This is a genomic window from Geobacillus kaustophilus, assembly GCF_000948285.1.
GTDB classification, from domain to species: Bacteria; Bacillota; Bacilli; order Bacillales; family Anoxybacillaceae; genus Geobacillus; species Geobacillus thermoleovorans_A.
The window spans coordinates 21663-42663 of record NZ_JYBP01000003.1; the positions used below are offsets into that span (position 1 = coordinate 21663).

The following is a 21001-nucleotide window of genomic DNA, read 5'->3' on the forward strand; positions in this document are numbered from 1 at the left end:
AGAGTAACTAATTAGGGTCAACTCTTTAGTGTAAACATAAATAAAAACATAAATAAAACACACGAGATAGTAAAAAATCAATAAAAACTCTTTAGAGTAAACCTAATTAGGCTCACTCTTTAGTGTAAAACACAATAAAAACACCACCCACGAGGTGAAAAAGGGCATGAAATACCCTTGACAACCCTCTCGAGGTGGCGTATTATTGTGGTATGACCCCTCTATTACTCCAAAATTGGAGCGTCTTTGTCCTCTTTATCCCTTGAAGTAGGGAGAGGAGGGTACTCCTCGAGCTCAATTTTGAGCTCTGGCACCCTGTTTTTAATCTCCTCGAGGTACAAATAAGCCTCAAACTCACTGCGAGACGGTCTGACCTCTCTAATTTTCTTCTTCAAAGGGTCATAAGTCTCAATTTTCGCCTTGCGAAACAGCATTTCTATGCGTTTATCAGTCGTTTTTATGCTGAAAGAGGGAGCAAACCATATCTCGACAGGTACTCCCCCAAAAGTAAACTTCAACATTCCTAGAACAACCCCCTCAAAATAGCGTATGTGAGCAAGAAATGCTCTTTATCGTCTTGGTAGAACTTCTCTGGGTTCTCATAAAGGGCTTGAATACCCATGGAGAGCACTTCTTGACCCATAAACTCACGAGTTGCATATTCAGAGCCTTTGAATCGTTGTTCCCAGCCATAAACTCGACCGACATAAGGGTTATAGAAGTTGTCTTTCTTAGTTTTTTCACCTCGGTAGAGTGTAATTTCCTCGTTTTTTGTCCGTTGTTGGTAAAACTCATTTATGAGGTCTGCAACTGCTTTGTTGTTCCAGTGGAAAACATGTCCTACTTCGTGAACAACAACTCCAGCCTCTTTCTCGACAGCTCCAAAGTATATCTCTCCACTTGCTCCAGTAGCGTATGCTCGGTAGAGGTCATTTTTGAATCTCACTTTTATGCCAGTTTTAGGAGCAAGTTTAGGGTCAACATATTTGAGGAGCCATGCTTGAGCCTCTTTGAGGGCTTGTTGCAAGCCAGTAGCATTTCTAAAGTTAGCTGTCCGAGGTGGCATTGACATAGTAAGTAACTTCTTGGACTCCTCGGTTTGTTCGACTGGCTTGAGTCCCTTCCAAGTCATTTTGTAGCGAGCTTGTGAAATACCCTGTCTTAGTTTTGCTATGAGGTCAGCATACTCTGGCTTAGAGCCATACTCCTTGGCGAACTCCTCAATGACTTTCTTGAGAGCTTCGTTGCCATAGTTGTCGCCAGCGTCATAGAGTTTTCGTACTAGCTCCTCGACTGTTTCTCTCATTTCTGGGGTCATATAGAACTTGTAGAGAGTGTCAAATATTTCAAAGCTACCCTCTAGCTCATCACTATTATAACCCCAGTAAGTAAAGAGAGCGTCAACAACTTCCTCTTTGAGCCCTGTTTCTCTAACGAGCATTTTTTCAGCTCGTTCCTTGACAAGAGCCAGTTTGAGAGCTATGTCCTTAATGTTGCCAATAGCAATTTTGAAGTCATCGTCTGGTAAGTTGCGAATAATGTCAGGGTCAGTGACTTCTCGAGGGTCAATTTTCTTCTTAGGTTGCACTAGAGGCTCTGTTTTTCCTTGGAGGAGTTTAGGGAGAGGAGCCTTAAACACAAAGCCTTTGTCTGGCTCAATGTCAACAGTGAAGTCATCTTCCCATTCTTCGTACTTCGTGACTGGCAACCAAGTAGAGCGACACTGGAAGTGGTTTGGTGGAGTGTACTCTGCTATAACGTCAGCTCGCTTAATGCTTACAATCTTTCCGTCGAGGTGTCTGCATAGCTCGGTTGTACGTCTGTCAATAATAGCGTCATACTGGAGAGCCTCAACAAAGCCATTAATTTCTGGGTCAAGCCAGCGAGCCAGTCTCCCAGCATTATACATTTTGCTTGTTTCCGTCCGAGCAATCGTTTGAGCATGCCACTCGCTGAGCCAAGTTTCTGAGGTTCTTTGAATGTTAGCAATAAGCTCTTTTGTGCTAATGCCTTCCTCGAGACCTTTGCGGAGTTCTTCTCGAATGCGGTTAAGGACGGTCTCGTCAGTAATGACGCTAATTTCAAGGCTGTATTTGTCGAGAAACTCACGAGCTTCTTGAGGGAAAATAACCTCATAGTCATAACCTTCGTCAACGACTGTCCAAGTGTCGTCCTCAGCAAACTCATAGAGCTCTTTGAGTTTCATAATCTCAAAGTGAGCTCTGAGAATGCCAGCCTCCGTTGCGGAGTAAATGAGTTTGCGAACGAGTTTGCGCCATTCTTTCTGGCTTGGCATTTGAATGCTCTTGAGAATGCCCTCAACTTCGTCCTTATCTCCATTTTCATAAGCTCGCTGGAGTTCGTCAAGTATCTTCTCGACACGCTCCACGAGTTGAGCTCTCCGCTTAGTGTCTAACCTCCGAGCCCCCTTAATAAACTCGTCCTCCAGACGGTCAAAGTCTCGTTGTATGAGTTGAACATCAGCTCGTCTCCGTCTCTCAGCAAAGGAGAGATACTTGCGAGGTAGGAGCTCGGAGGCTTTTACTTTCCCTCCGAGTTCTCCTCCTCTTGAGGTTCCTCCTCTGGCTGTTCTCCCTCTGGTTGCTGTTCTTCTGGTTGTTCCTCCTTTGGTTGCTTTCCTTCGAGTTTTTGAGGAGCAACAGGGAAACCAAGCTCCTCACGAATCCACTCCTCAGTTGGAGCAATAACTTGAGCTTGAATCATCATATTGAACACACGAGCCATTTTCTCAATGTCCTCGTTAGCAAGTGGTTTGAAGTTGAAAGCAGGGTATGCTTTAACGTTCGGGAAGTTTAAGTCAATGAGAGGGCGAATAATTTCCTCCTCAATGAGGCTCTTGAGGTCACGTTGGAGGGCTTCTAAGCGAATCATGAAAATGTCAAACTGGTTCCCAGTAAGGGCATAGGAGCCAGACTGTCCACGAGAGAGACCGAGAAGCATTGGAGGGACTAACATAGCCTCCATAATTTTGCGGTCATGGTGTTCAATGTAGCCAATAAAGTCAGCATTTGAGCCTTGAATCGCTTTAATGTCGTCTCCTCCAGAGATAGCCAAGCCAGTCATGGCATTAATCTTCTCGAGGAGTTTTGTCATTTTGTTCACGTCTCGAGCGTCTTGGACTTTCCCAATGAGCAACGGAGTTCCATAACGCTCATACGCTATGTTTGCGAAACGGTACATTTTGTCTTTAATGTACCAGTGTTTATAAACGTTGCGGAGAATGGAGTTGCCATATAAGTTGCCAAAACGTTTGTCATATGCGTACCAAATAATTTTATTACGAGGAATCTTAATTTCTTTGGAGCCAATTCGCTGAATGACATACTCAATGTCACCAAACTTGTTAGTTTTGACGGAAATCGTATGAGGGTCAAGGACTTTGAGCTTTTTAAGCATAATCTTTCCGTCTTTGTACTCAAAGACCTTCTCTGTGCAAGAGAAACCATACTCTAGGGCTGAAAGCATTTCAGCAATTGTGTCCTCGAGGTTGCCTTGAAGCATTTCAAAGTTTAGGTTAATGAAGTCAGCATATTTTCTCGTCTCTGGGTCGTCCCCTGTAACAGTGAAGCCTCGAGCTGTCGCTGAAAGTTTAATCATATCAAGCCCAGCTTTGACTTGACCGTCCTTGAGCATTTTGTCGTAAACCTCAAAAGTGAAGTCGCTAGGGTTGAAATCTTCTTGGTCTGGGCGCTCATAAGTGTCGTCCTTGTAAATACCTACCTCACCAAAAAGCTCTCTAGCGACCTCGAGAAGTTCTTGCTCCTTTTGAGCGTATGTGTTCCAAGGTAAGCGTTGACGAATTTTATCAAATAAACCCATTGGCTTTCCCTCCATTGTCAAAAGTTTTTATTTTACCAGTCATTCTCGCTAGGTAGCTCGTCAATGTCGTCAAAAATGCGGCTATTAAAGTCCTCACGTTCGACTCCAGCCCACTCAAAACGGTTTTCGACCTCGTAAAGTCCTTCTCTCACATAGTTCAAACTGTGGAATGCGTCATCTGGAGTAGAGTGGTCGTAAAGTTTCCGACCTGTGGAGGTTGTAGACTCGGAGAATTTCAACTCGAGGGCTGTATAGTGGTCAAAGAATGGCTCGACAAGTTCTGGGTCTTTGTAAGGAATGACAATTTCTCTGCGTTTGAACATCTCAATGAGGCAGTCCATCGAGTAAGTGCGGTCAACTTGGAGAGTGTATTCTCCTTTGTATTCACGCTTTTTAGGGTCAGTTTGGTAGGTGACATATCTGCAAGCTATTGCCATGCGTCCAAAAATCTCAAAGAGTTTTTGAGCTTCATAGGAGCCATAACCAATGTCTCCAACAATCTTCTCGACGTTGAAACGGTCAACGAGCTTGACAATGTGAGCAACAAGCTCCTCGTGGTTGTCAATCTTGCAGTTTTCAATGTAGTCGATAACGAGCTTGCGCTTACCAGCAATAACTTCTCGGTGTCCAATGTGAATAATCGTTTTCGACTTGCCTCCAGAGCCATAGTCAATACCCATGACAGTTGGAATGGTCGAGCTAGTTTTGAGAGCAAGGTTTCTGTCTGTGCAAGCGAGAACGTCCTCAATGGAGACTGGTTGCTCGCTACCAGAGTAGAACTCACCAAGTACCTCGTTGGCGAATGTCATAGCGTCCATGGTCATATAATCTCGCCATATTTGATTGGCTGAAATCCATGGCATGTTGAGCTGGGAGAATAGATAACCAGAGTAGAGCTTGTTTTGTGGTTTCGTTGGCACCCATCTTCCGTTAGTTCTATCCAGCTCGCCTCCACATTCGAGACAGCCAAAGTATCTGCGCTCTTTGTCGGTTCCTTCGTTCTCAACCATGATGTTGTCCATGGAGAGAAACTGCTCGCGACCACAATGAACACAAGTGACTTGCCACTTCTTTTGGTCTGACTGTCCCCAGAGCACTCTGTGGTAGTAGGAGCCAGCTTGTTTAGGTGTCCCTGTGTAGAAACAGCGTCCATTAATCTCGAGCTCGTGGTCTCTTATCTCCGAGTGGGAGACAGACTTCTCAATAGCTTCAATTGCTGTTTGAGTTATGTCTTGCACCTCGTCAAAGAATACCATGTCTCCAGAGATACCTCGGAGAGCGTCTCCATCAGACCATGCTGAGCCAAAGTAGACAATACTCGAGTTGGAGAAGCCAATGGCTGTTTTAGCGTCACGCTTCTTGTCAACGGAGTGCTCGAGTATTTTTCCTTTGGACTCCGCTATGGCTTTTCTGAAACGGTCATTCACAAAGCGAGTGACTTGCTCATTACGTGGAGCTGTGTAGGTAATCGTTGTGTGGGGTCTTGTGTAGAGGTGATAGAGGAGTTTTCTGCAAACTGTCTCGGACTTTTCGACTTGTCGTCCTGCAACGATAACTATGCGAGGGTGAGGGTCTCGGTAAACATCGAGTAAGTGGTTTCTCCCTTCAAAGCTAAAAGGTTTCCCTTTGATAGTCCCAGTGAGCTGGGTAAAGTCAATAGGGTCTTGGAGCTTTCGTTGGAGTTCCTTGAGTTGGTGGATTGGTAACACATTTTCACCTCCAGAAGGGGAGTTTGTGAGGGAGGACTGGTGATGGAGCACCTCGTGAGGGCAAAATTCCTTAAAGGAAAATATTATTTGTAAAAATGTCACAATGTGTGTGTGAAAGACCCCCCACCCCTCATAATTTTCGAGGCTCTTGCGAGCCAGCCCTCGAGAGTAACCTCCGAGAGTGAGCTCGCCAGTGTGAGCTCCTCAGAGCCTCGAGAAAGGGGCTTTAAGGTGAGGGGTATTATCATATTACCCTCCTTAGTAACACCTCAGAATGACCCATTAGAGAGCCTTAGAGGGCGTTCCTCAGTGAGTCCTTGGTCATTCCTCAGTGTTGTTTGTGTTCTCATAGCTATCTGCACTGCGCTCTCCTTCCAGTTCTTGTGGGGTTTGCTCAATAGGTTTGCGCTCTGGGGCTGGAGCTTGAGAGAGGAGTATTGCAAGGTCAATCATAGCAGTATTCTCTTTGTTGTCCTTACTTTCTTTGAAGCGTCTGTCAAGAGCAAGAGCTTGCATGTAACGGAGAAACTTGGAATCATAGTCGTTGTAGCTTTGGCTCTCGTCAACTATCTCGTAGGCTTCTGCAATCTCTTTGCGCTGGTTGAGAATGAAGTTGCGTAGGGCTCTGTCGAGGAGGAGTATGTTGGCAGGGTCGAGGTCAAGCACCTCAATGTAGTGGTTCATCATCACTGTGTAGAACTCGAGCTCCTCTTGGGTCATCACAAAGCGAGAGTATAGACCATGTATGAATCTAGCTCGAGGGTTCAAGTTGGCGAGAGCTCTTTTGCGACCCTCCTCAGTGACAGCTCCAGTGGCGTTGCCTCCATGAGCTAAACATCTGCCATTAGTGGAGCCATCTTCTTTGACATATGGAGGGTTTGTGCAAATCTTGCCAGTGCTTCTGTCGATAGCTCCGCAAATAACGTCAATATTTTTGAGTTGCTTTCTCAAGGCTTCTGCTCGCTTCTTTCTGCTTTTGGTGTATTTCATGTTATTTATTTCATCAACTTCCTTCAAAATTTTCGTTCTCAGTTGTTTTGCAACTTCAAGGTCTTTGTTGCTCATTGAGTTTATCACCTCGCAAGTGAAAATATTCTCATTTCTAGTCTCTACATGGGGGCAAGTCGCCTCGTCGAGGGGAGGGTTAAACAGAAAAGCACCTCAAAACAACCTCACGAGAGCCCTTGAGAGACAAGACTTTTCAAGCAATCAACCCACGAGACAGAAAACAACTCAAATTCCACCTCGCAAGGTAAATTTCAACCAAAAATTTTAGAGCTGACTCACGACAATAAAGTAATGGTTAAACTCCCTCAGAGAGAGTCTTACAGTCATCCCATAGTGGTTTATCACTTCCACGTTATCGCCACTAACAGTGGCTCTATAAAGGTCTCCCTTACGAAAGACATATTTACCATCTTGAACTTTGTACCTTAAACACCTCACGAGTATCACGTTTATGACCTCCATACTCAAACAAGCTAATATAGTTCACATGCTGACAGTCTTGGCACAATACCACGAGTTGAATTTCCCCTCTAACATACAACTCAGAGCTTTGCTGTATGGTAAGGAGCACTTTATGGCATTTCTCACATTGAATCATTTTCGTCGCCTCCGTTCGAGCTCTTGTTGTGCCACCTCGAGAAGAACAAACAATATCGAGGGGTCTTTGAGAATGAGCTCACGTTCTTCCTTCTCGTAGAGGATAAAAGCATACTGTTTCCCATAATACTTCCTAAAGAGCTTTATTCTTCTCAGGCTTCGCTTATCCATGTAGCCCTTAACTTCAATCCAACAGTTAAACTCTGGGAGGTAGAAGTCTGGGAGATAGCTTTCACGTTCAGCTCGAAAGTGAAACCTCTTTGGCTCATAAAGAAACTCAATACCCAACTCAGCGAGAAGCTCAGCAAGTTCCACTTCCCAGTTACTCCGAAAGCCACGCTTGAGTTTTTCACTGTAAAACTTAAACTGGCTCGGGTGCTGTTGCTTCTTGAGATACTCAAGAGCTTCCTCTCGTGAGTTAAATAATCTATGATCAACTCTCCATTTATCACCCTCTCGAGTGAGACGGTGCAAGAGACTTATCAATGTGCTTCGACTCCTGCTGTCTAACAGCTTGTAGTTTTACTCCAGTAATAACCACCTCGTCAGTGAAACTGTCCTAGCTATAACTAACTCGGGTCATTACTATTCTAGGGTTTAAACACTGAGAGAGATTACTACTAGAGTGTAACTATTTAGTGCTATCTCAGTAATGTTTTTATTTATGTTTTTTTTAGAGAGTAACTATTTAGTGTACTCTTATTAGTTCTAACTCAGTTATTTGTTTATGTTTTTATATTTTTTATTTTTATTTACTGAGTTAGAAACTATTTAGTAAACTAATATAGTGTTACTTTATTAGTTAACCTCCTAGAGTTCTTCTCACTAAATATATATCAGTAGGAGGTTACACTTTTTAGTTTACTCTCGAGCCGTTTTTCAGTATTTGTAACAAAAATGTAAAATAAAAAGGGCTCCCTTGCGAGGAGCCCACTCAGTTAGATTAACTCTCTGCCTTGTCGGTCTGGAATGAGTTCTTCGTGAGGGTTACTTATTTTGCCCTCTCGAACGTCTTGAATGATACTGTCAAGCATTCTTATAGCACTCTCACATAGTTCTCTGTCTCGGTCTGTCTTTGCGTCTTGTATTAGCTTTGTTATTGTCATTTTGCGAGCTTCCAAGTATTCAATTAGCTTGTCGAACATTTTGCTCACCTCGAGTAAGGTATAAGTTATTTAGAAGTCTGTTGCACTCTTGAATAATCGCCTTGAGCTGTTTGAGCTCTTTCTCAAATCCTTCAACCCCAATGAGAATAAACTCAATCGCTGAGGCTTCTGCTCTCATGAGGCGAATGTCAAAAATTTTGTCGTCAACTGACAGAGAAGGCTCGAGGTTAACGAGCTCGTCTTGTAAAGACTCAATGGTTACTCGAATATTTTCTCTGATAGCTTCCATTGTATCAACTCCCTTTCAAAGTTTTATTTTCAAGAGGGCTGGGTTGCCCCAGCCTCAGTATTACTCCAGTAATACCAACCTACAAAATTTTAACTCCCTCGGGAGAGAGCCAAACTATTTTCGAGCTTTCAACTGGCTCGCCAGTTTCAACGTTGTAGAAGTAACCAGCTTTGTAAGGGTTATATGTGACTTTCTTGAATAGTGTTTCAACTGGGTAGGTGAGAGCGAAGGTTCCAACTACATAAGCGTGAACATTTTTTCTTTTCTCTCTAAGAACTCGCTGGCGACCTTTTTCGCTGACCTTAAAGGTTGCGTCTCGGAGGAGCACCTCGTCAGCGTATGCTACCACTCGCCCTGTTTTTGCGTCAACGATGGAGTAGCATTTCTTGTGAAGGTTTTTGTAGACCTTTACTCGCTGACCTATTTTGATTTCTCCCTTGAAAATGAACATTCTCACCAACTCCCTTTCTAGTGTTTTCCTTGGTCACACCTTAATAATACCATGGTAATACCTAGGTGTCAATACCTTTTTGTCATTTTGCGAGAATGCCCCTCAGAGCCTCAGAAATGCCCCAATTTGAGTTTGGGGGTGTTATCATACTAGCCACCCCTCAAACGAGGCTGAGAGACCACTTCTCGGGGCTCAGAGAGCGTGTTTCACTTCCTTGGTAATACTCCAGTAATAAAAATGAGCCCACTAAGGGCTCGAAAGGGTAGGGGAGAGGGTTATTTGCGGCTCGAGTTGACTCCAAAGCTCCAGAGCTTATTGACAGTTTTGACCCAGAAGTCCTCCTCAGAAATACCACATTTCACACAACGTCTATAAGTGGACTGGAAAGGGAAGAAGCGTAGCTTGCGAAACATTTTGAAGTATCTCCAGTCACCACAATAAGGACACCATAATTGACCTTTGCGCTTTTTCTTTGTATTGTCTACATGTAAGTGTAGTTTATTTTTCAATGACTTCAACCTCCTCAAAGTTGAATCGTTTCATTTTGTGACCGTCTTGGTCTGGTTCGTCGAGTTCAACTTGAATAGGGTAGAGGTAGGGAGCATGGATAAGGGTGGGGTCGATATAGACGACCGTCCCAGTTCCACTAAACAGGAAAGACTTGCATTTCACACGAGAGCCAACTTCAAGCACTGCGAAACACCTCCATGATGTCGTCTTTTAAGTTGTAAGCCTCAATGACGAGGTTTTGGTGTTTGTTACCGACCCAGTTGAGCCAAACAGTGACAATTTTTATGTTAGTGAGGTCGAAAACAGCACAAACTTCATAGCCTTTGCGTGGGATATTACTTCTCAAGAGAATGCGGTTTGCTCCATTTTTGCGGTGATACTCAATGAGTGAAGGGTTTTTCCAGAGGGTCATAAAGTGGGCTGGGTCAATTCCTCGTTGCTTGAAGCGTTTGAAGGAGTAGTCAGTAAAGCTCCATGCTTGAGGAGGAATTTTAAAAAACTCCCTCAAAAGAAACTCTCTCTCAAGCTCGGTCATTTGAGAAAAGTGTTTTTTGCCTTCCATCATGGTGCCTCACTCCTTTTATTAATATAGTTTTACTGTGGTAATACCGAAAGGGTTAAAAAATTAACTGTTACAGTCTTTTTATGAGAGCTGTTACAGTTTGACGGTTTGCTGACTCGTTCCAACATTTCCTCTAGGTTGTCAAGTTCACATTCCATGCTCATACGACGATATGAGCTCATTCTCGCTGGGTTGTTACAACGTCTGAAATAACCATAATCAACTACATAGACCCCTTGAGGGCAAGCCATAACGTTGCCAGCGTGGAGGTCGTTTGGAATCCAGCCTCGCTCGAGACAGCCAGCAACAAATTTTTTGAGTTGTTGTTTTAGCTCCTCGTAGTTAAACTGGTAAGGGTTGTTGTTGAGTTCGAGTTCCCACAATGTTAAACCTTTAATACGTTGAATAATTAAGTATTTTCCATCTGGAGTGTAAGCGTAAAGAGTAGGGACGAAAGGTAAGCCTTGCAAACTTTCAAGGACAATGTGGTCATTTACATCTTTGAGCGAATAAACTAGGTCATTGGCTTTGAGAACTAGCTCCTCGTTGATTGCGTAAACTGTGCCACAAGTTCCTTGAGCCAGCTCGTCATAATAGTTGTCAATGCTGTCTAGTCCCAATTCAGCTTTGCGAATCACCTCCGTAATGCTTTCTAAAAGTTCATTGTTGAGAGGATTGACGACTTTCCATTTCATGTTGCTCAACCTCCTTGACTTCTTGGTAAGACCATTATATTACTATGGTAATACCAAAGTCAAGGGGGGAATTATCATTAACACAAAAAAGGCAAAAAAAACGAGGGAGGTTTTTATTTAGCATTCCTCCCTCAAGTCTTATTCTTCATCTTCCGTATTTTCTTTGAACAACTCAGACATTTTCTCAATCTCTTTGAGGTCTACTTTGTGACCATTTTCCATGTCTCTTTGGATTAATCTTTTTACATAAGTAGAGAAATATTTGTGTTTGTTAGCGTATTGATACAAAGCATACTCCATGGGGTCAGCAATATTGAACGCAACCGACTTAACTTTTTTCATGACTTTTACCCTCCGTACTCATTGATTTTTTTAATTGATTAATTTTTCCATTGTTTTTTTTATTAATTTTGGCTCTTCACCAAAAGTTGTACTTGATTTTTTCTAAACATACCCTATTTACGCTTGTGGGGGGAAAATCAGCACGTTTTGCATATCTTTGTGCAGGAAACCGTATTGCTTGTCAAGTACATGTTGTGGTGAAGAGCCTTAATTTTTAATAATTTTGTTTTACCATTGTTTTTGACTTTTGTTTATTCGTCTCATTTCATTGACTATACTTTTATTGTAATATTACTGTGGTAGCTTGTCAATACCTAATTAATACTATGGACATACTTTTTTAAATTTATACTTTGAGCAAAACTTTTTTAATACAAACCTTTGAGAGGGTCGTGTTCGTCGATTGCGTCCTTGAGTTCATGTTGAAAGTATCCAACATACTGCTTAGTGACCTCAATCTTAGAATGTCTGGCGAGGAGTTGGACTTCTCGGAGGTTTGCATTATTCTTGAGTAAGTTCTTAATAAACACGTTTCTCATAGAGTGAGCACAAAATGTTCCTTCTATGCCAGCTCGCTCTCTAAGACGTTGAAACATAAGTCTTATGCCATTTCTGGTGAGTCGTTCACCTTCTCGAGTACAAAATAATGGCTCTGGACGTACTCTAAAATGTCTGTCAACATAAGCCTGCCACGAGGAGAGTTCCTTTTTGACTGTCTCACTCATTGGGACACTCGAAAGTTTTCTGCTTTTTGTCTTACGGAGAATAATGAGTGACTCGTCCCAGTCAATGTCCTCCCAGTTGAGAGCACAAAGTTCTCCAGCTCGCAAGCCAGTTCCTATGAGGAAAATAATAATTGTGTGGTTTCTCATAGCATAAAAACTGTCTTCACGTCTTTTCATTCGTCTCAAATAGGAGAGGGCTTTGCGAATATCTTCCTCTTTAACTATACGTGGAGACTCGTCAACTCTTAGAGCCTTGATATTTTTACAACAATACTCCTCAGTAATTCCTTCCTCATAGAGCCATTTTCCGAAAGCTCTTAGGAGTTTGAGTTTGTAGTTAATCGTTACTGGGTTGTTTCCTCGTTCTTCACACCACTTGAGGTAGCCTTTAATAACTCGGGGGTTGAGTTGGTCTGTTCTCTCAATTCCCATTTCTTGGAGATACTTGGAGAAAGTTCCCCACAATGAGTCATAGCTTCTGAGGGAGTTAGGGGTGAGTCCTTCCAATTTTTTGTCAGCAAGCATTTCTTTCCATGCGAGTTCGATGAGCATAAAAATAGACCTCCTTATCTTTTCTGATAAGAGGTCACCCTTCGCTCAGGGGTAGCTCTGTCAGCGAGCGCTGTGCATGTTTTGGCCAAAAACGTTGCAACCAAGGGAATTTTGGCACTAAAAAGGAAAATGACTCCTGCCAGCACGACGCTCTCCCAACTGAGCTAATGCCCCAAAAAAGGATATGGATGATCCGTCCATGTCCCATTATATATATGGATGCGGACAATTGCAATCGTTTTTTGATCACCCGCTTTCAATATCCACGTGCACAACATCGTCAATGGAGCGGATGACGTAGTAAAGTTCGGCGGTCGAGCGCTTTTGGTCAATGACGGCTCTTAGTTTCAGCAAATGTTCGTTCTCCTCAACGTCTTTAATACGCATCGTTTTAATATTGATATCCTGCTGTTTTAAATGCTCGATCACTTTCGTAATGTTTTTGGCGTCCGCCACGGTGATTTGCAACAGCACCTCTTTTTCGCGCAGCTGCTTCGGCCCGAAAAAATTGATCAAAAACGGAATGAGTTCCACACTGACAATGAGAAGCGCGACGCCGAACGCCGATTCCCAATAGAAGCCTGCGCCGACCGCCACTCCAATCCCTGCCGCCCCCCAAATGATCGCGGCGGTCGTCAGCCCGGTGATGCTGTCGTTGCCGCGGCGCAAAATGACGCCTGCCCCTAAAAAACCGACCCCAGACACAATTTGCGCCGCCAGTCGAAGCGGATCCATCGTAATATGGTCTTTAAGCGGAAAGACGTACGCCGATTCGATCGAAACGATTGTAAGCAAGCAGCTGGAAATGGAAATCACAAGACACGTTTTCAACCCGACTGGTTTTCGCTTCAATTCCCGTTCCAGCCCGATGATCAGCCCGAGAATGGCGGAAATCCCTAGTTTGAGGAACGGATCAAACATCATCGTTTCTCACCTCATTCATGGTATAATGAAAGAAAACGCCCGATGACGCCTGTTTTCGCCCTGCGTGAAAACGGCGGCCAGGGACTGCGCTTGACGAGACAAGGAGAGGAAAACGAATGAAGCCGTCAAGCACTACAAAGGCTTATGCCGCTCTATTCATCGGCGCGCTTGCCGTATCGACATCGGCCATTTTTGTCAAATGGTCGCAGGCGCCGTCCGCGGTGATCGCGTTTTATCGGCTCTTTTTGGCCGTCGCCATCATGACGCCGTTGTTCCTCCGGCATCGAAGCGAACTCCAAGGCATCTCTTGGCGCGATTGGCTGTTTTCGCTTTGTTCCGGAGTGTTGCTTGCCTTTCATTTTATCCTTTGGTTTGAATCGCTCGACTATACATCCGTTGCCAGTTCGGTCGTGCTTGTGGCGATGCAGCCGCTGTTTGCCTTCGCGGGCGGCGCGCTGTTTTTCCGCGAACGGTTGACCGTCGCCGCGTTCGGGAGCGCGGCGTTGGCCATTATCGGCAGCGTTCTCATCAGCTGGGGAGACTTCCGCGTCAGCGGTGAGGCGCTGTACGGCGATGGATTGGCGCTGCTTTCGTGCGCGTTTGTCACGGCGTATTGGCTGTTTGGCCAAGAGGTGCGCCAACGGTTGTCATTGGTGACGTATACATACATCGTCTATGGCATCAGCGCGGCGGTGTTGTGGCTGTACGCGATGCTGTTTCGCCTTTCGCTGACGGCGTATCAGCTGACGGATTGGCTTTGTTTTCTCGCTCTCGCCGTCATTCCAACGCTGCTCGGCCATTCGGTCATGAACTGGGCGGTCAAATGGGTGAGCGCCTCGACGGTGTCGATGGCGATTTTATTTGAACCGATCGGCGCCTCGGCTCTGGCATGCTGGCTGTTTGGCGAACCGATCCGTCCGTGTCAATGGATCGGCGGTATTTTTATTTTAACAGGAATCGCCCTGTATTTGTGGGAGAAAAACGAAAAAAGGCCCGCTAACGGTGCAAGAACAGAGCGGACCCTAGGGTTCCGACGATAAAGGGCGGGCGGCGGATCGGCAGTCGGAATTCATCGAAGCCGCGGGCGAATTGGGACAAATAAGCGAAATCGACTTGTGTGATATCGGGAAGCAGGTAAGCGGATTTCGTCGCCCCCCGTTTTCGTCTTCGATTGAGCGCGGCGATGATGCCATCCTGCGTCTGAATGCCGATGCCATGCCCGTAAAACAAGCCATCGCCCAAGTAGATCGTGTTTTCCCCTTGCCATTGCGGCGTCAACAGATCGAATTCCGGGTTTTTAAAATAGAGGCAATCTCCGGGGAGAAAGTGTTCATCTTTTTTTGTTCGAATGCCAAGATCTCGGTCGGTATGCCAGTCATACAGCAACAAATCCGCAAACAACCGGTTGAATGCCGCTGGATCGATTACGTCAAGCACGGCCTTGTAAAAGACGATGACGATCGCGGTCGCGCATTCAAACGCGTATCGCTCGCTGTGGACAAAAATGTCCTTGATTGCTTCGGAAGCGGTGACATCGGGACGAAGACGAAAGCCGCCGCGCTCGTCCCGCGTCCAAAAATCGCTGTTGCAGCGCGAAAAGCGGAAAATGGCAAACCGCGCCCGGCTTTTCGCCAACTCGCTCGCCGCCCGAACAATGCGGTCGCGCAAGGCGATCTCGAATCGAAGCTGCCGTTCATTCGGGTATGTGTATAATTGCGGCGAAGAAACAAGAGCATCTAAGATTCGTTGTTCGCTGGCCGGAAGCGAAAACGAACTCGAAACGTCAAAGTTGATGGGGGACAACACGCGAATCAAAGTGAAGATGCCTCCTTGCTTGAAAAGAATGAAGCAACCAACGATGCCATAGAAAAAATGTATGCACGCGCGGCGGCGTTCATTCCGCTTTTTTAAAAGGCAAAGGCTGTTTTCATGTTGGACGGAGGGACAAAATGGCTCATGGATGTCTTCGGGGGAGTGGACGGCGTATAACGGGCATCGCGAACGAAACACGTTGAGGATTTGGGAGCGAGTGCGCTCACTTCTATGAAAGCGCAGAAGGCTGGTGAAAAACAACCATTTCTCCTAAATCGATGGTTCTCGAGAGAAAAGCAACATTTATATAGTTTCTCAATTTGATAAATGTCATTGTTGAACCGCATTTCCTGTTCAACCACCAGCCTTTTAGGCAGCCATCGATGTGTAAGCGAGCCTTCTGAGCCGCCGTGTTGTCAACAATAGTTGGGCGGTGCATAGATGGATCAGGAATGGAGAAGAGGGAAAGAGGATGGATCGTCGCGTCCTAATTTTTAAAAAAAAGTATTGCATTTTTGTAGTTAAGGTGGTATATTAAGAGGCGTCGCTGATCGAAGGGTTTTTTTGACAGCAATGTGAAGCAAAAAAAGCAGTTGACATCGAAAAAGATGTTATGCTAACATAAAATAGCTGCTTGCGAGAGATAAGGCAGTTAAATAAAACTTGTTCCTTGAAAACTGAACGAAACGAAGCGCAATAGAAAAGCGGAGGCGAGCGTTTCGCCGCGGAGGGCAAATGTTCTTCGCCTGCAGGGGTTTGTAATCGCGAAGGCGAAGGTTATTTGACCCCGAGCGGCGGCGAGCCGAAGCTCGATCATGCAGGAAGCAATCAACTTTCTTTGGAGAGTTTGATCCTGGCTCAGGACGAACGCTGGCGGCGTGCCTAATACATGCAAGTCGAGCGGACCGGATCGGAGCTTGCTCTGGTTGGGTCAGCGGCGGACGGGTGAGTAACACGTGGGCAACCTGCCCGCAAGACCGGGATAACTCCGGGAAACCGGAGCTAATACCGGATAACACCGAAGACCGCATGGTCTTGGGTTGAAAGGCGGCGCAAGCTGCCACTTGCGGATGGGCCCGCGGCGCATTAGCTAGTTGGTGAGGTAACGGCTCACCAAGGCGACGATGCGTAGCCGGCCTGAGAGGGTGACCGGCCACACTGGGACTGAGACACGGCCCAGACTCCTACGGGAGGCAGCAGTAGGGAATCTTCCGCAATGGGCGAAAGCCTGACGGAGCGACGCCGCGTGAGCGAAGAAGGCCTTCGGGTCGTAAAGCTCTGTTGTGAGGGACGAAGGAGCGCCGTTCGAAGAGGGCGGCGCGGTGACGGTACCTCACGAGGAAGCCCCGGCTAACTACGTGCCAGCAGCCGCGGTAATACGTAGGGGGCGAGCGTTGTCCGGAATTATTGGGCGTAAAGCGCGCGCAGGCGGTCCCTTAAGTCTGATGTGAAAGCCCACGGCTCAACCGTGGAGGGTCATTGGAAACTGGGGGACTTGAGTGCAGGAGAGGGGAGCGGAATTCCACGTGTAGCGGTGAAATGCGTAGAGATGTGGAGGAACACCAGTGGCGAAGGCGGCTCTCTGGCCTGCAACTGACGCTGAGGCGCGAAAGCGTGGGGAGCAAACAGGATTAGATACCCTGGTAGTCCACGCCGTAAACGATGAGTGCTAAGTGTTAGAGGGGTCACACCCTTTAGTGCTGCAGCTAACGCGATAAGCACTCCGCCTGGGGAGTACGGCCGCAAGGCTGAAACTCAAAGGAATTGACGGGGGCCCGCACAAGCGGTGGAGCATGTGGTTTAATTCGAAGCAACGCGAAGAACCTTACCAGGTCTTGACATCCCCTGACAACCCAAGAGATTGGGCGTTCCCCCTTCGGGGGGACAGGGTGACAGGTGGTGCATGGTTGTCGTCAGCTCGTGTCGTGAGATGTTGGGTTAAGTCCCGCAACGAGCGCAACCCTCGCCTCTAGTTGCCAGCATTCGGTTGGGCACTCTAGAGGGACTGCCGGCGACAAGTCGGAGGAAGGTGGGGATGACGTCAAATCATCATGCCCCTTATGACCTGGGCTACACACGTGCTACAATGGGCGGTACAAAGGGCTGCGAACCCGCGAGGGGGAGCGAATCCCAAAAAGCCGCTCTCAGTTCGGATTGCAGGCTGCAACTCGCCTGCATGAAGCCGGAATCGCTAGTAATCGCGGATCAGCATGCCGCGGTGAATACGTTCCCGGGCCTTGTACACACCGCCCGTCACACCACGAGAGCTTGCAACACCCGAAGTCGGTGAGGCAACCCGTTTCGGGAGCCAGCCGCCGAAGGTGGGGCAAGTGATTGGGGTGAAGTCGTAACAAGGTAGCCGTACCGGAAGGTGCGGCTGGATCACCTCCTTTCTAAGGACGAAAAGCGGAAGCGCCGCGATCGGCTCTCGAAGCCAAATGTTCTTCACCGAGAGGGGTGCTTGCACCCCGAGGGGGAAGGTTATTTGGCAGAAGAGAGCCAGGCGCTGGAGCTAGACACGGGTCGTTATTCAACGCACAACGCGCTTTCGTTTCGTTCAGTTTTGAGGGAACGAGTCATGTTCTCTCAAATGTTTTGCGTCTGCGTCTACAAGCGGATTCGGAGAAGCCGAATTCCTCGACGCAAACCAGCGAAGAAGCGAATTCAAAGGAGCTACTTCGTTCCTTGAAAACTAGATAACCGGAAAAGCGGAGGCGAGCGTTTCGCCGCGGCGGGCAAATGTTCTTCGTCTACAGGGATTTCTAATCCTGAAGGCGAAGGTTATTTGACCCCGAGCGGCGGCGAGCCGAAGCTAGACAGGAAGAAGCCGAGACGCTTTAGGTTAAGCTGGAAAGGGCGCACGGTGGATGCCTTGGCACTAGGAGCCGATGAAGGACGGGGCAAACGCCGAAACGCTTCGGGGAGCTGTAAGCAAGCGTAGATCCGGAGATGTCCGAATGGGGGAACCCACTGTCCGTAATGGGGCAGTATCCATGCCTGAATCCATAGGGCATGGAGGGCACACCCGGGGAACTGAAACATCTTAGTACCCGGAGGAGAAGAAAGCAAATGCGATTCCCTGAGTAGCGGCGAGCGAAACGGGAACAGCCCAAACCAAGAGGCATATCCTCTTGGGGTTGTAGGACCGCTCACGATGGGAGTGAGAAAGGAACGGGGTAGACGAACCGGTCTGGAACGGCCGGCCGGAGAAGGTGAGAGCCCTGTAGTCGAAACTTCGTTCCCTCCCGAGCGGATCCTGAGTACGGCGGGACACGGGGAATCCCGTCGGAAGCAGGGAGGACCATCTCCCAAGGCTAAATACTCCCTAGTGACCGATAGTGCACCAGTACCGTGAGGGAAAGGTGAAAAGCACCCCGGGAGGGGAGTGAAAGAGAACCTGAAACCGTGTGCCTACAAGTAGTCAGAGCCCGTTGATGGGTGATGGCGTGCCTTTTGTAGAATGAACCGGCGAGTGACGATGGCGTGCGAGGTTAAGCCGAAGAGGCGGAGCCGCAGCGAAAGCGAGTCTGAAGAGGGCGTCAAGTACGTCGTCGTCGACCCGAAACCAGGTGATCTACCCATGTCCAGGGTGAAGGCCGGGTAACACCGGCTGGAGGCCCGAACCCACGCACGTTGAAAAGTGCGGGGATGAGGTGTGGGTAGGGGTGAAATGCCAATCGAACTTGGAGATAGCTGGTTCTCCCCGAAATAGCTTTAGGGCTAGCCTCGGGTTTAAGAGTCTTGGAGGTAGAGCACTGATTGGGCTAGGGGCCCCAACCGGGTTACCGAACCCAGTCAAACTCCGAATGCCAACGACTTATGCCCGGGAGTCAGACTGCGAGTGATAAGATCCGTGGTCGAGAGGGGAACAGCCCAGACCGCCAGCTAAGGCCCCGAAGTGCACGTTCAGTGGAAAAGGATGTGGAGTTGCCAAGACAACCAGGATGTTGGCTTAGAAGCAGCCACCATTGAAAGAGTGCGTAATAGCTCACTGGTCGAGTGGCTCTGCGCCGAAAATGTACCGGGGCTAAACGTGCCGCCGAAGCTGCGGGATGACCGTTGGTCATCGGTAGGGGAGCGTTCTAAGGGCAGAGAAGCCAGACCGGAAGGACTGGTGGAGCGCTTAGAAGTGAGAATGCCGGTATGAGTAGCGAAAACAGAGGTGAGAATCCTCTGCGCCGAAAGCCTAAGGGTTCCTGAGGAAGGTTCGTCCGCTCAGGGTTAGTCGGGACCTAAGCCGAGGCCGAAAGGCGTAGGTGATGGACAACAGGTGGAGATTCCTGTACCACCTTCTTCCCGTTTGAGCGATGGGGGGACGCAGGAGGATAGGGCGAGCAGGCGGCTGGAAGAGCCTGTCCAAGCCGTGAGGCTGATCCGCAGGCAAATCCGCGGATCGCAAGGCCAAGCGGTGACGGCGACGGAGCATTCCGGAAGTCCCTGATTCCACACTGCCAAGAAAAGCCTCTAGCGAGGGAAGAGGTGCCCGTACCGCAAACCGACACAGGTAGGCGAGGAGAGAATCCTAAGGCGCGCGGGAGAACTCTCGTTAAGGAACTCGGCAAAATGACCCCGTAACTTCGGGAGAAGGGGTGCTCTTTCGGGTGAAGAGCCTGGAAGAGCCGCAGTGAAAAGGCCCAAGCGACTGTTTATCAAAAACACAGGTCTCTGCGAAGCCGAAAGGCGACGTATAGGGGCTGACACCTGCCCGGTGCTGGAAGGTTAAGGGGAGCGCTTAGCGGAAGCGAAGGTGCGAACCGAAGCCCCAGTAAACGGCGGCCGTAACTATAACGGTCCTAAGGTAGCGAAATTCCTTGTCGGGTAAGTTCCGACCCGCACGAAAGGTGTAACGACTTGGGCGCTGTCTCAACGAGAGACCCGGTGAAATTATACTACCTGTGAAGATGCAGGTTACCCGCGACAGGACGGAAAGACCCCGTGGAGCTTTACTGCAGCCTGATATGGAATTTTGGTATCGCTTGTACAGGATAGGTGGGAGCCTGGGAAGCCGGAGCGCCAGCTTCGGTGGAGGCGGCGGTGGGATACCACCCTGGCGGTATTGAAATTCTAACCCGCACCCCTTAGCGGGGTGGGAGACAGTGTCAGGCGGGCAGTTTGACTGGGGCGGTCGCCTCCCAAAAGGTAACGGAGGCGCCCAAAGGTTCCCTCAGAATGGTTGGAAATCATTCGGAGAGTGCAAAGGCACAAGGGAGCTTGACTGCGAGACGGACAGGTCGAGCAGGGACGAAAGTCGGGCTTAGTGATCCGGTGGTTCCGCATGGAAGGGCCATCGCTCAACGGATAAAAGCTACCCCGGGGATAACAGGCTGATCTCCCCCAAGAGTCCACATCGACGGGGAGGTTTGGCACCTCGATGTCGGCTCATCGCATCCTGGGGCTGTAGTCGGTCCCAAGGGTTGGGCTGTTCGCCCATTAAAGCGGTACGCGAGCTGGGTTCAGAACGTCGTGAGACAGTTCGGTCCCTATCCGTCGCGGGCGGAGGAAATTTGAGAGGAGCTGTCCTTAGTACGAGAGGACCGGGATGGACGCACCGCTGGTGTACCAGTTTGTCCCGCCAGGGGCACCGCTGGGTAGCTATGTGCGGACGGGATAAGCGCTGAAAGCATCTAAGCGTGAAGCCCCCCTCAAGATGAGATTTCCCACCGCGCAAAGCGGGTAAGATCCCTCGAAGATGACGAGGTCGATAGGTCCGAGGTGGAAGCGTGGCGACACGTGGAGCTGACGGATACTAATCGATCGAGGGCTTGACCTATGAGCGGCTTCTTCCGACGGTTATCTAGTTTTGAAGGAATGAAAAAACACTTGACAGCTCGGTGCGGATCATTATAATAGTAAATGTCTAAAGAGATGGCATTTCACAG

The 21001-nt window shown here is 47.9% G+C and carries 15 protein-coding genes, 2 rRNA genes and 1 pseudogene; 3 read left to right on the top strand and 15 right to left on the bottom strand.

Annotated elements, in window-relative coordinates:
- Positions 1 to 224: 224 nt before the first annotated feature.
- From LG52_RS00640 to LG52_RS00715, 14 genes are all read right to left on the bottom strand, one after another.
- Positions 225 to 521: a hypothetical protein gene (locus LG52_RS00640; RefSeq protein WP_044730449.1), complete on the bottom strand. Its 297-nt coding sequence runs from the start codon at positions 519 to 521 to the stop codon at positions 225 to 227.
- Between the two features lie 2 nt (positions 522 to 523).
- The gene (locus tag LG52_RS18485; protein WP_052524457.1) at positions 524 to 2389 is read right to left on the bottom strand and encodes a phage head morphogenesis protein; all 1866 of its coding nucleotides are present in this window, start codon (positions 2387 to 2389) and stop codon (positions 524 to 526) included.
- A 152-nt stretch (positions 2390 to 2541) separates the two neighbouring features.
- Positions 2542 to 3840, bottom strand: a complete 1299-nt coding sequence (locus tag LG52_RS00650; protein WP_044730450.1) for a phage portal protein family protein — start codon at positions 3838 to 3840, stop codon at positions 2542 to 2544.
- A 32-nt stretch (positions 3841 to 3872) separates the two neighbouring features.
- The gene (locus LG52_RS00655) at positions 3873 to 5549 is read right to left on the bottom strand and encodes a phage terminase large subunit family protein (RefSeq protein ID WP_044733028.1); all 1677 of its coding nucleotides are present in this window, start codon (positions 5547 to 5549) and stop codon (positions 3873 to 3875) included.
- Between the two features lie 321 nt (positions 5550 to 5870).
- Positions 5871 to 6614, bottom strand: a complete 744-nt coding sequence (locus LG52_RS00660; RefSeq protein WP_075261882.1) for an HGGxSTG domain-containing protein — start codon at positions 6612 to 6614, stop codon at positions 5871 to 5873.
- Positions 6615 to 7151: 537 nt separating this feature from the next.
- Entirely contained in the window at positions 7152 to 7469 is a 318-nt protein-coding gene (locus LG52_RS00670; protein WP_197074534.1) for a hypothetical protein, read from the bottom strand.
- An 810-nt stretch (positions 7470 to 8279) separates the two neighbouring features.
- Positions 8280 to 8549 carry a hypothetical protein gene (locus LG52_RS00680; protein WP_044730453.1) on the bottom strand — a complete coding sequence of 90 codons (270 nt, stop codon included), beginning with the start codon at positions 8547 to 8549 and terminating at the stop codon, positions 8280 to 8282.
- A 79-nt stretch (positions 8550 to 8628) separates the two neighbouring features.
- A complete protein-coding gene (locus LG52_RS00685) occupies positions 8629 to 9000 on the bottom strand; it encodes a hypothetical protein (RefSeq protein ID WP_044730454.1) in 372 nt (123 codons plus the stop codon).
- A 498-nt stretch (positions 9001 to 9498) separates the two neighbouring features.
- Complete coding sequence (locus LG52_RS00690; RefSeq protein ID WP_044730455.1) at positions 9499 to 9693, bottom strand: photosystem I reaction center subunit IV; 195 nt, start codon at positions 9691 to 9693, stop codon at positions 9499 to 9501.
- The gene (locus LG52_RS00695) at positions 9686 to 10075 is read right to left on the bottom strand and encodes a hypothetical protein (RefSeq protein WP_044730456.1); all 390 of its coding nucleotides are present in this window, start codon (positions 10073 to 10075) and stop codon (positions 9686 to 9688) included. Before LG52_RS00695 ends, LG52_RS00690 begins: the two co-directional genes overlap by 8 nt.
- A 29-nt stretch (positions 10076 to 10104) precedes the next feature.
- Positions 10105 to 10767: a hypothetical protein gene (locus tag LG52_RS00700; protein ID WP_044730457.1), complete on the bottom strand. Its 663-nt coding sequence runs from the start codon at positions 10765 to 10767 to the stop codon at positions 10105 to 10107.
- Between the two features lie 138 nt (positions 10768 to 10905).
- Complete coding sequence (locus LG52_RS00705) at positions 10906 to 11109, bottom strand: hypothetical protein (protein ID WP_044730458.1); 204 nt, start codon at positions 11107 to 11109, stop codon at positions 10906 to 10908.
- A 368-nt stretch (positions 11110 to 11477) separates the two neighbouring features.
- Positions 11478 to 12386, bottom strand: coding sequence for a tyrosine-type recombinase/integrase (locus tag LG52_RS00710; protein ID WP_044730459.1), 909 nt, complete (start codon positions 12384 to 12386; stop codon positions 11478 to 11480).
- Positions 12387 to 12632: 246 nt separating this feature from the next.
- Positions 12633 to 13310, bottom strand: coding sequence for an MgtC/SapB family protein (locus LG52_RS00715; RefSeq protein WP_044730460.1), 678 nt, complete (start codon positions 13308 to 13310; stop codon positions 12633 to 12635).
- A gap of 116 nt (positions 13311 to 13426) precedes the next feature.
- Here LG52_RS00715 and LG52_RS00720 point away from each other — a divergent pair.
- Positions 13427 to 14336, top strand: a pseudogene (locus LG52_RS00720) (DMT family transporter).
- Here LG52_RS00720 and LG52_RS00725 read toward each other — a convergent pair.
- A complete protein-coding gene (locus tag LG52_RS00725) occupies positions 14307 to 15125 on the bottom strand; it encodes a protein-glutamine gamma-glutamyltransferase (RefSeq protein WP_044730461.1) in 819 nt (272 codons plus the stop codon). The pseudogene LG52_RS00720 and the gene LG52_RS00725 sit on opposite strands and share 30 nt — an antisense overlap.
- 832 nt (positions 15126 to 15957) lie before the next feature.
- On the opposite strand from LG52_RS00725, the gene LG52_RS00730 reads away from it, so the two are divergent.
- Positions 15958 to 17515 (top strand): 16S ribosomal RNA (locus tag LG52_RS00730).
- A 447-nt stretch (positions 17516 to 17962) separates the two neighbouring features.
- A 23S ribosomal RNA gene (locus tag LG52_RS00735) occupies positions 17963 to 20892 on the top strand.
- Together the 16S and 23S rRNA genes form the textbook arrangement of a ribosomal RNA operon.
- Positions 20893 to 21001 lie beyond the last annotated feature (109 nt).

Excerpts from the sequence above, each read along its gene's own strand:
- LG52_RS00695 (WP_044730456.1), bottom strand. The coding sequence starts at position 10,075 with ATGATGGAAGGCAAAAAACACTTTTCTCAAATGACCGAGCTTGAGAGA.
- LG52_RS00680 (WP_044730453.1), bottom strand. The coding sequence starts at position 8,549 with ATGGAAGCTATCAGAGAAAATATTCGAGTAACCATTGAGTCTTTACAA.
- LG52_RS00715 (WP_044730460.1), bottom strand. The coding sequence starts at position 13,310 with ATGATGTTTGATCCGTTCCTCAAACTAGGGATTTCCGCCATTCTCGGG.
- LG52_RS00650 (WP_044730450.1), bottom strand. The coding sequence starts at position 3,840 with ATGGGTTTATTTGATAAAATTCGTCAACGCTTACCTTGGAACACATAC.
- LG52_RS00700 (WP_044730457.1), bottom strand. The coding sequence starts at position 10,767 with ATGAAATGGAAAGTCGTCAATCCTCTCAACAATGAACTTTTAGAAAGC.
- LG52_RS00685 (WP_044730454.1), bottom strand. The coding sequence starts at position 9,000 with ATGTTCATTTTCAAGGGAGAAATCAAAATAGGTCAGCGAGTAAAGGTC.
- LG52_RS00710 (WP_044730459.1), bottom strand. The coding sequence starts at position 12,386 with ATGCTCATCGAACTCGCATGGAAAGAAATGCTTGCTGACAAAAAATTG.
- LG52_RS00705 (WP_044730458.1), bottom strand. The coding sequence starts at position 11,109 with ATGAAAAAAGTTAAGTCGGTTGCGTTCAATATTGCTGACCCCATGGAG.
- LG52_RS00640 (WP_044730449.1), bottom strand. The coding sequence starts at position 521 with ATGTTGAAGTTTACTTTTGGGGGAGTACCTGTCGAGATATGGTTTGCT.
- LG52_RS00660 (WP_075261882.1), bottom strand. The coding sequence starts at position 6,614 with ATGAGCAACAAAGACCTTGAAGTTGCAAAACAACTGAGAACGAAAATT.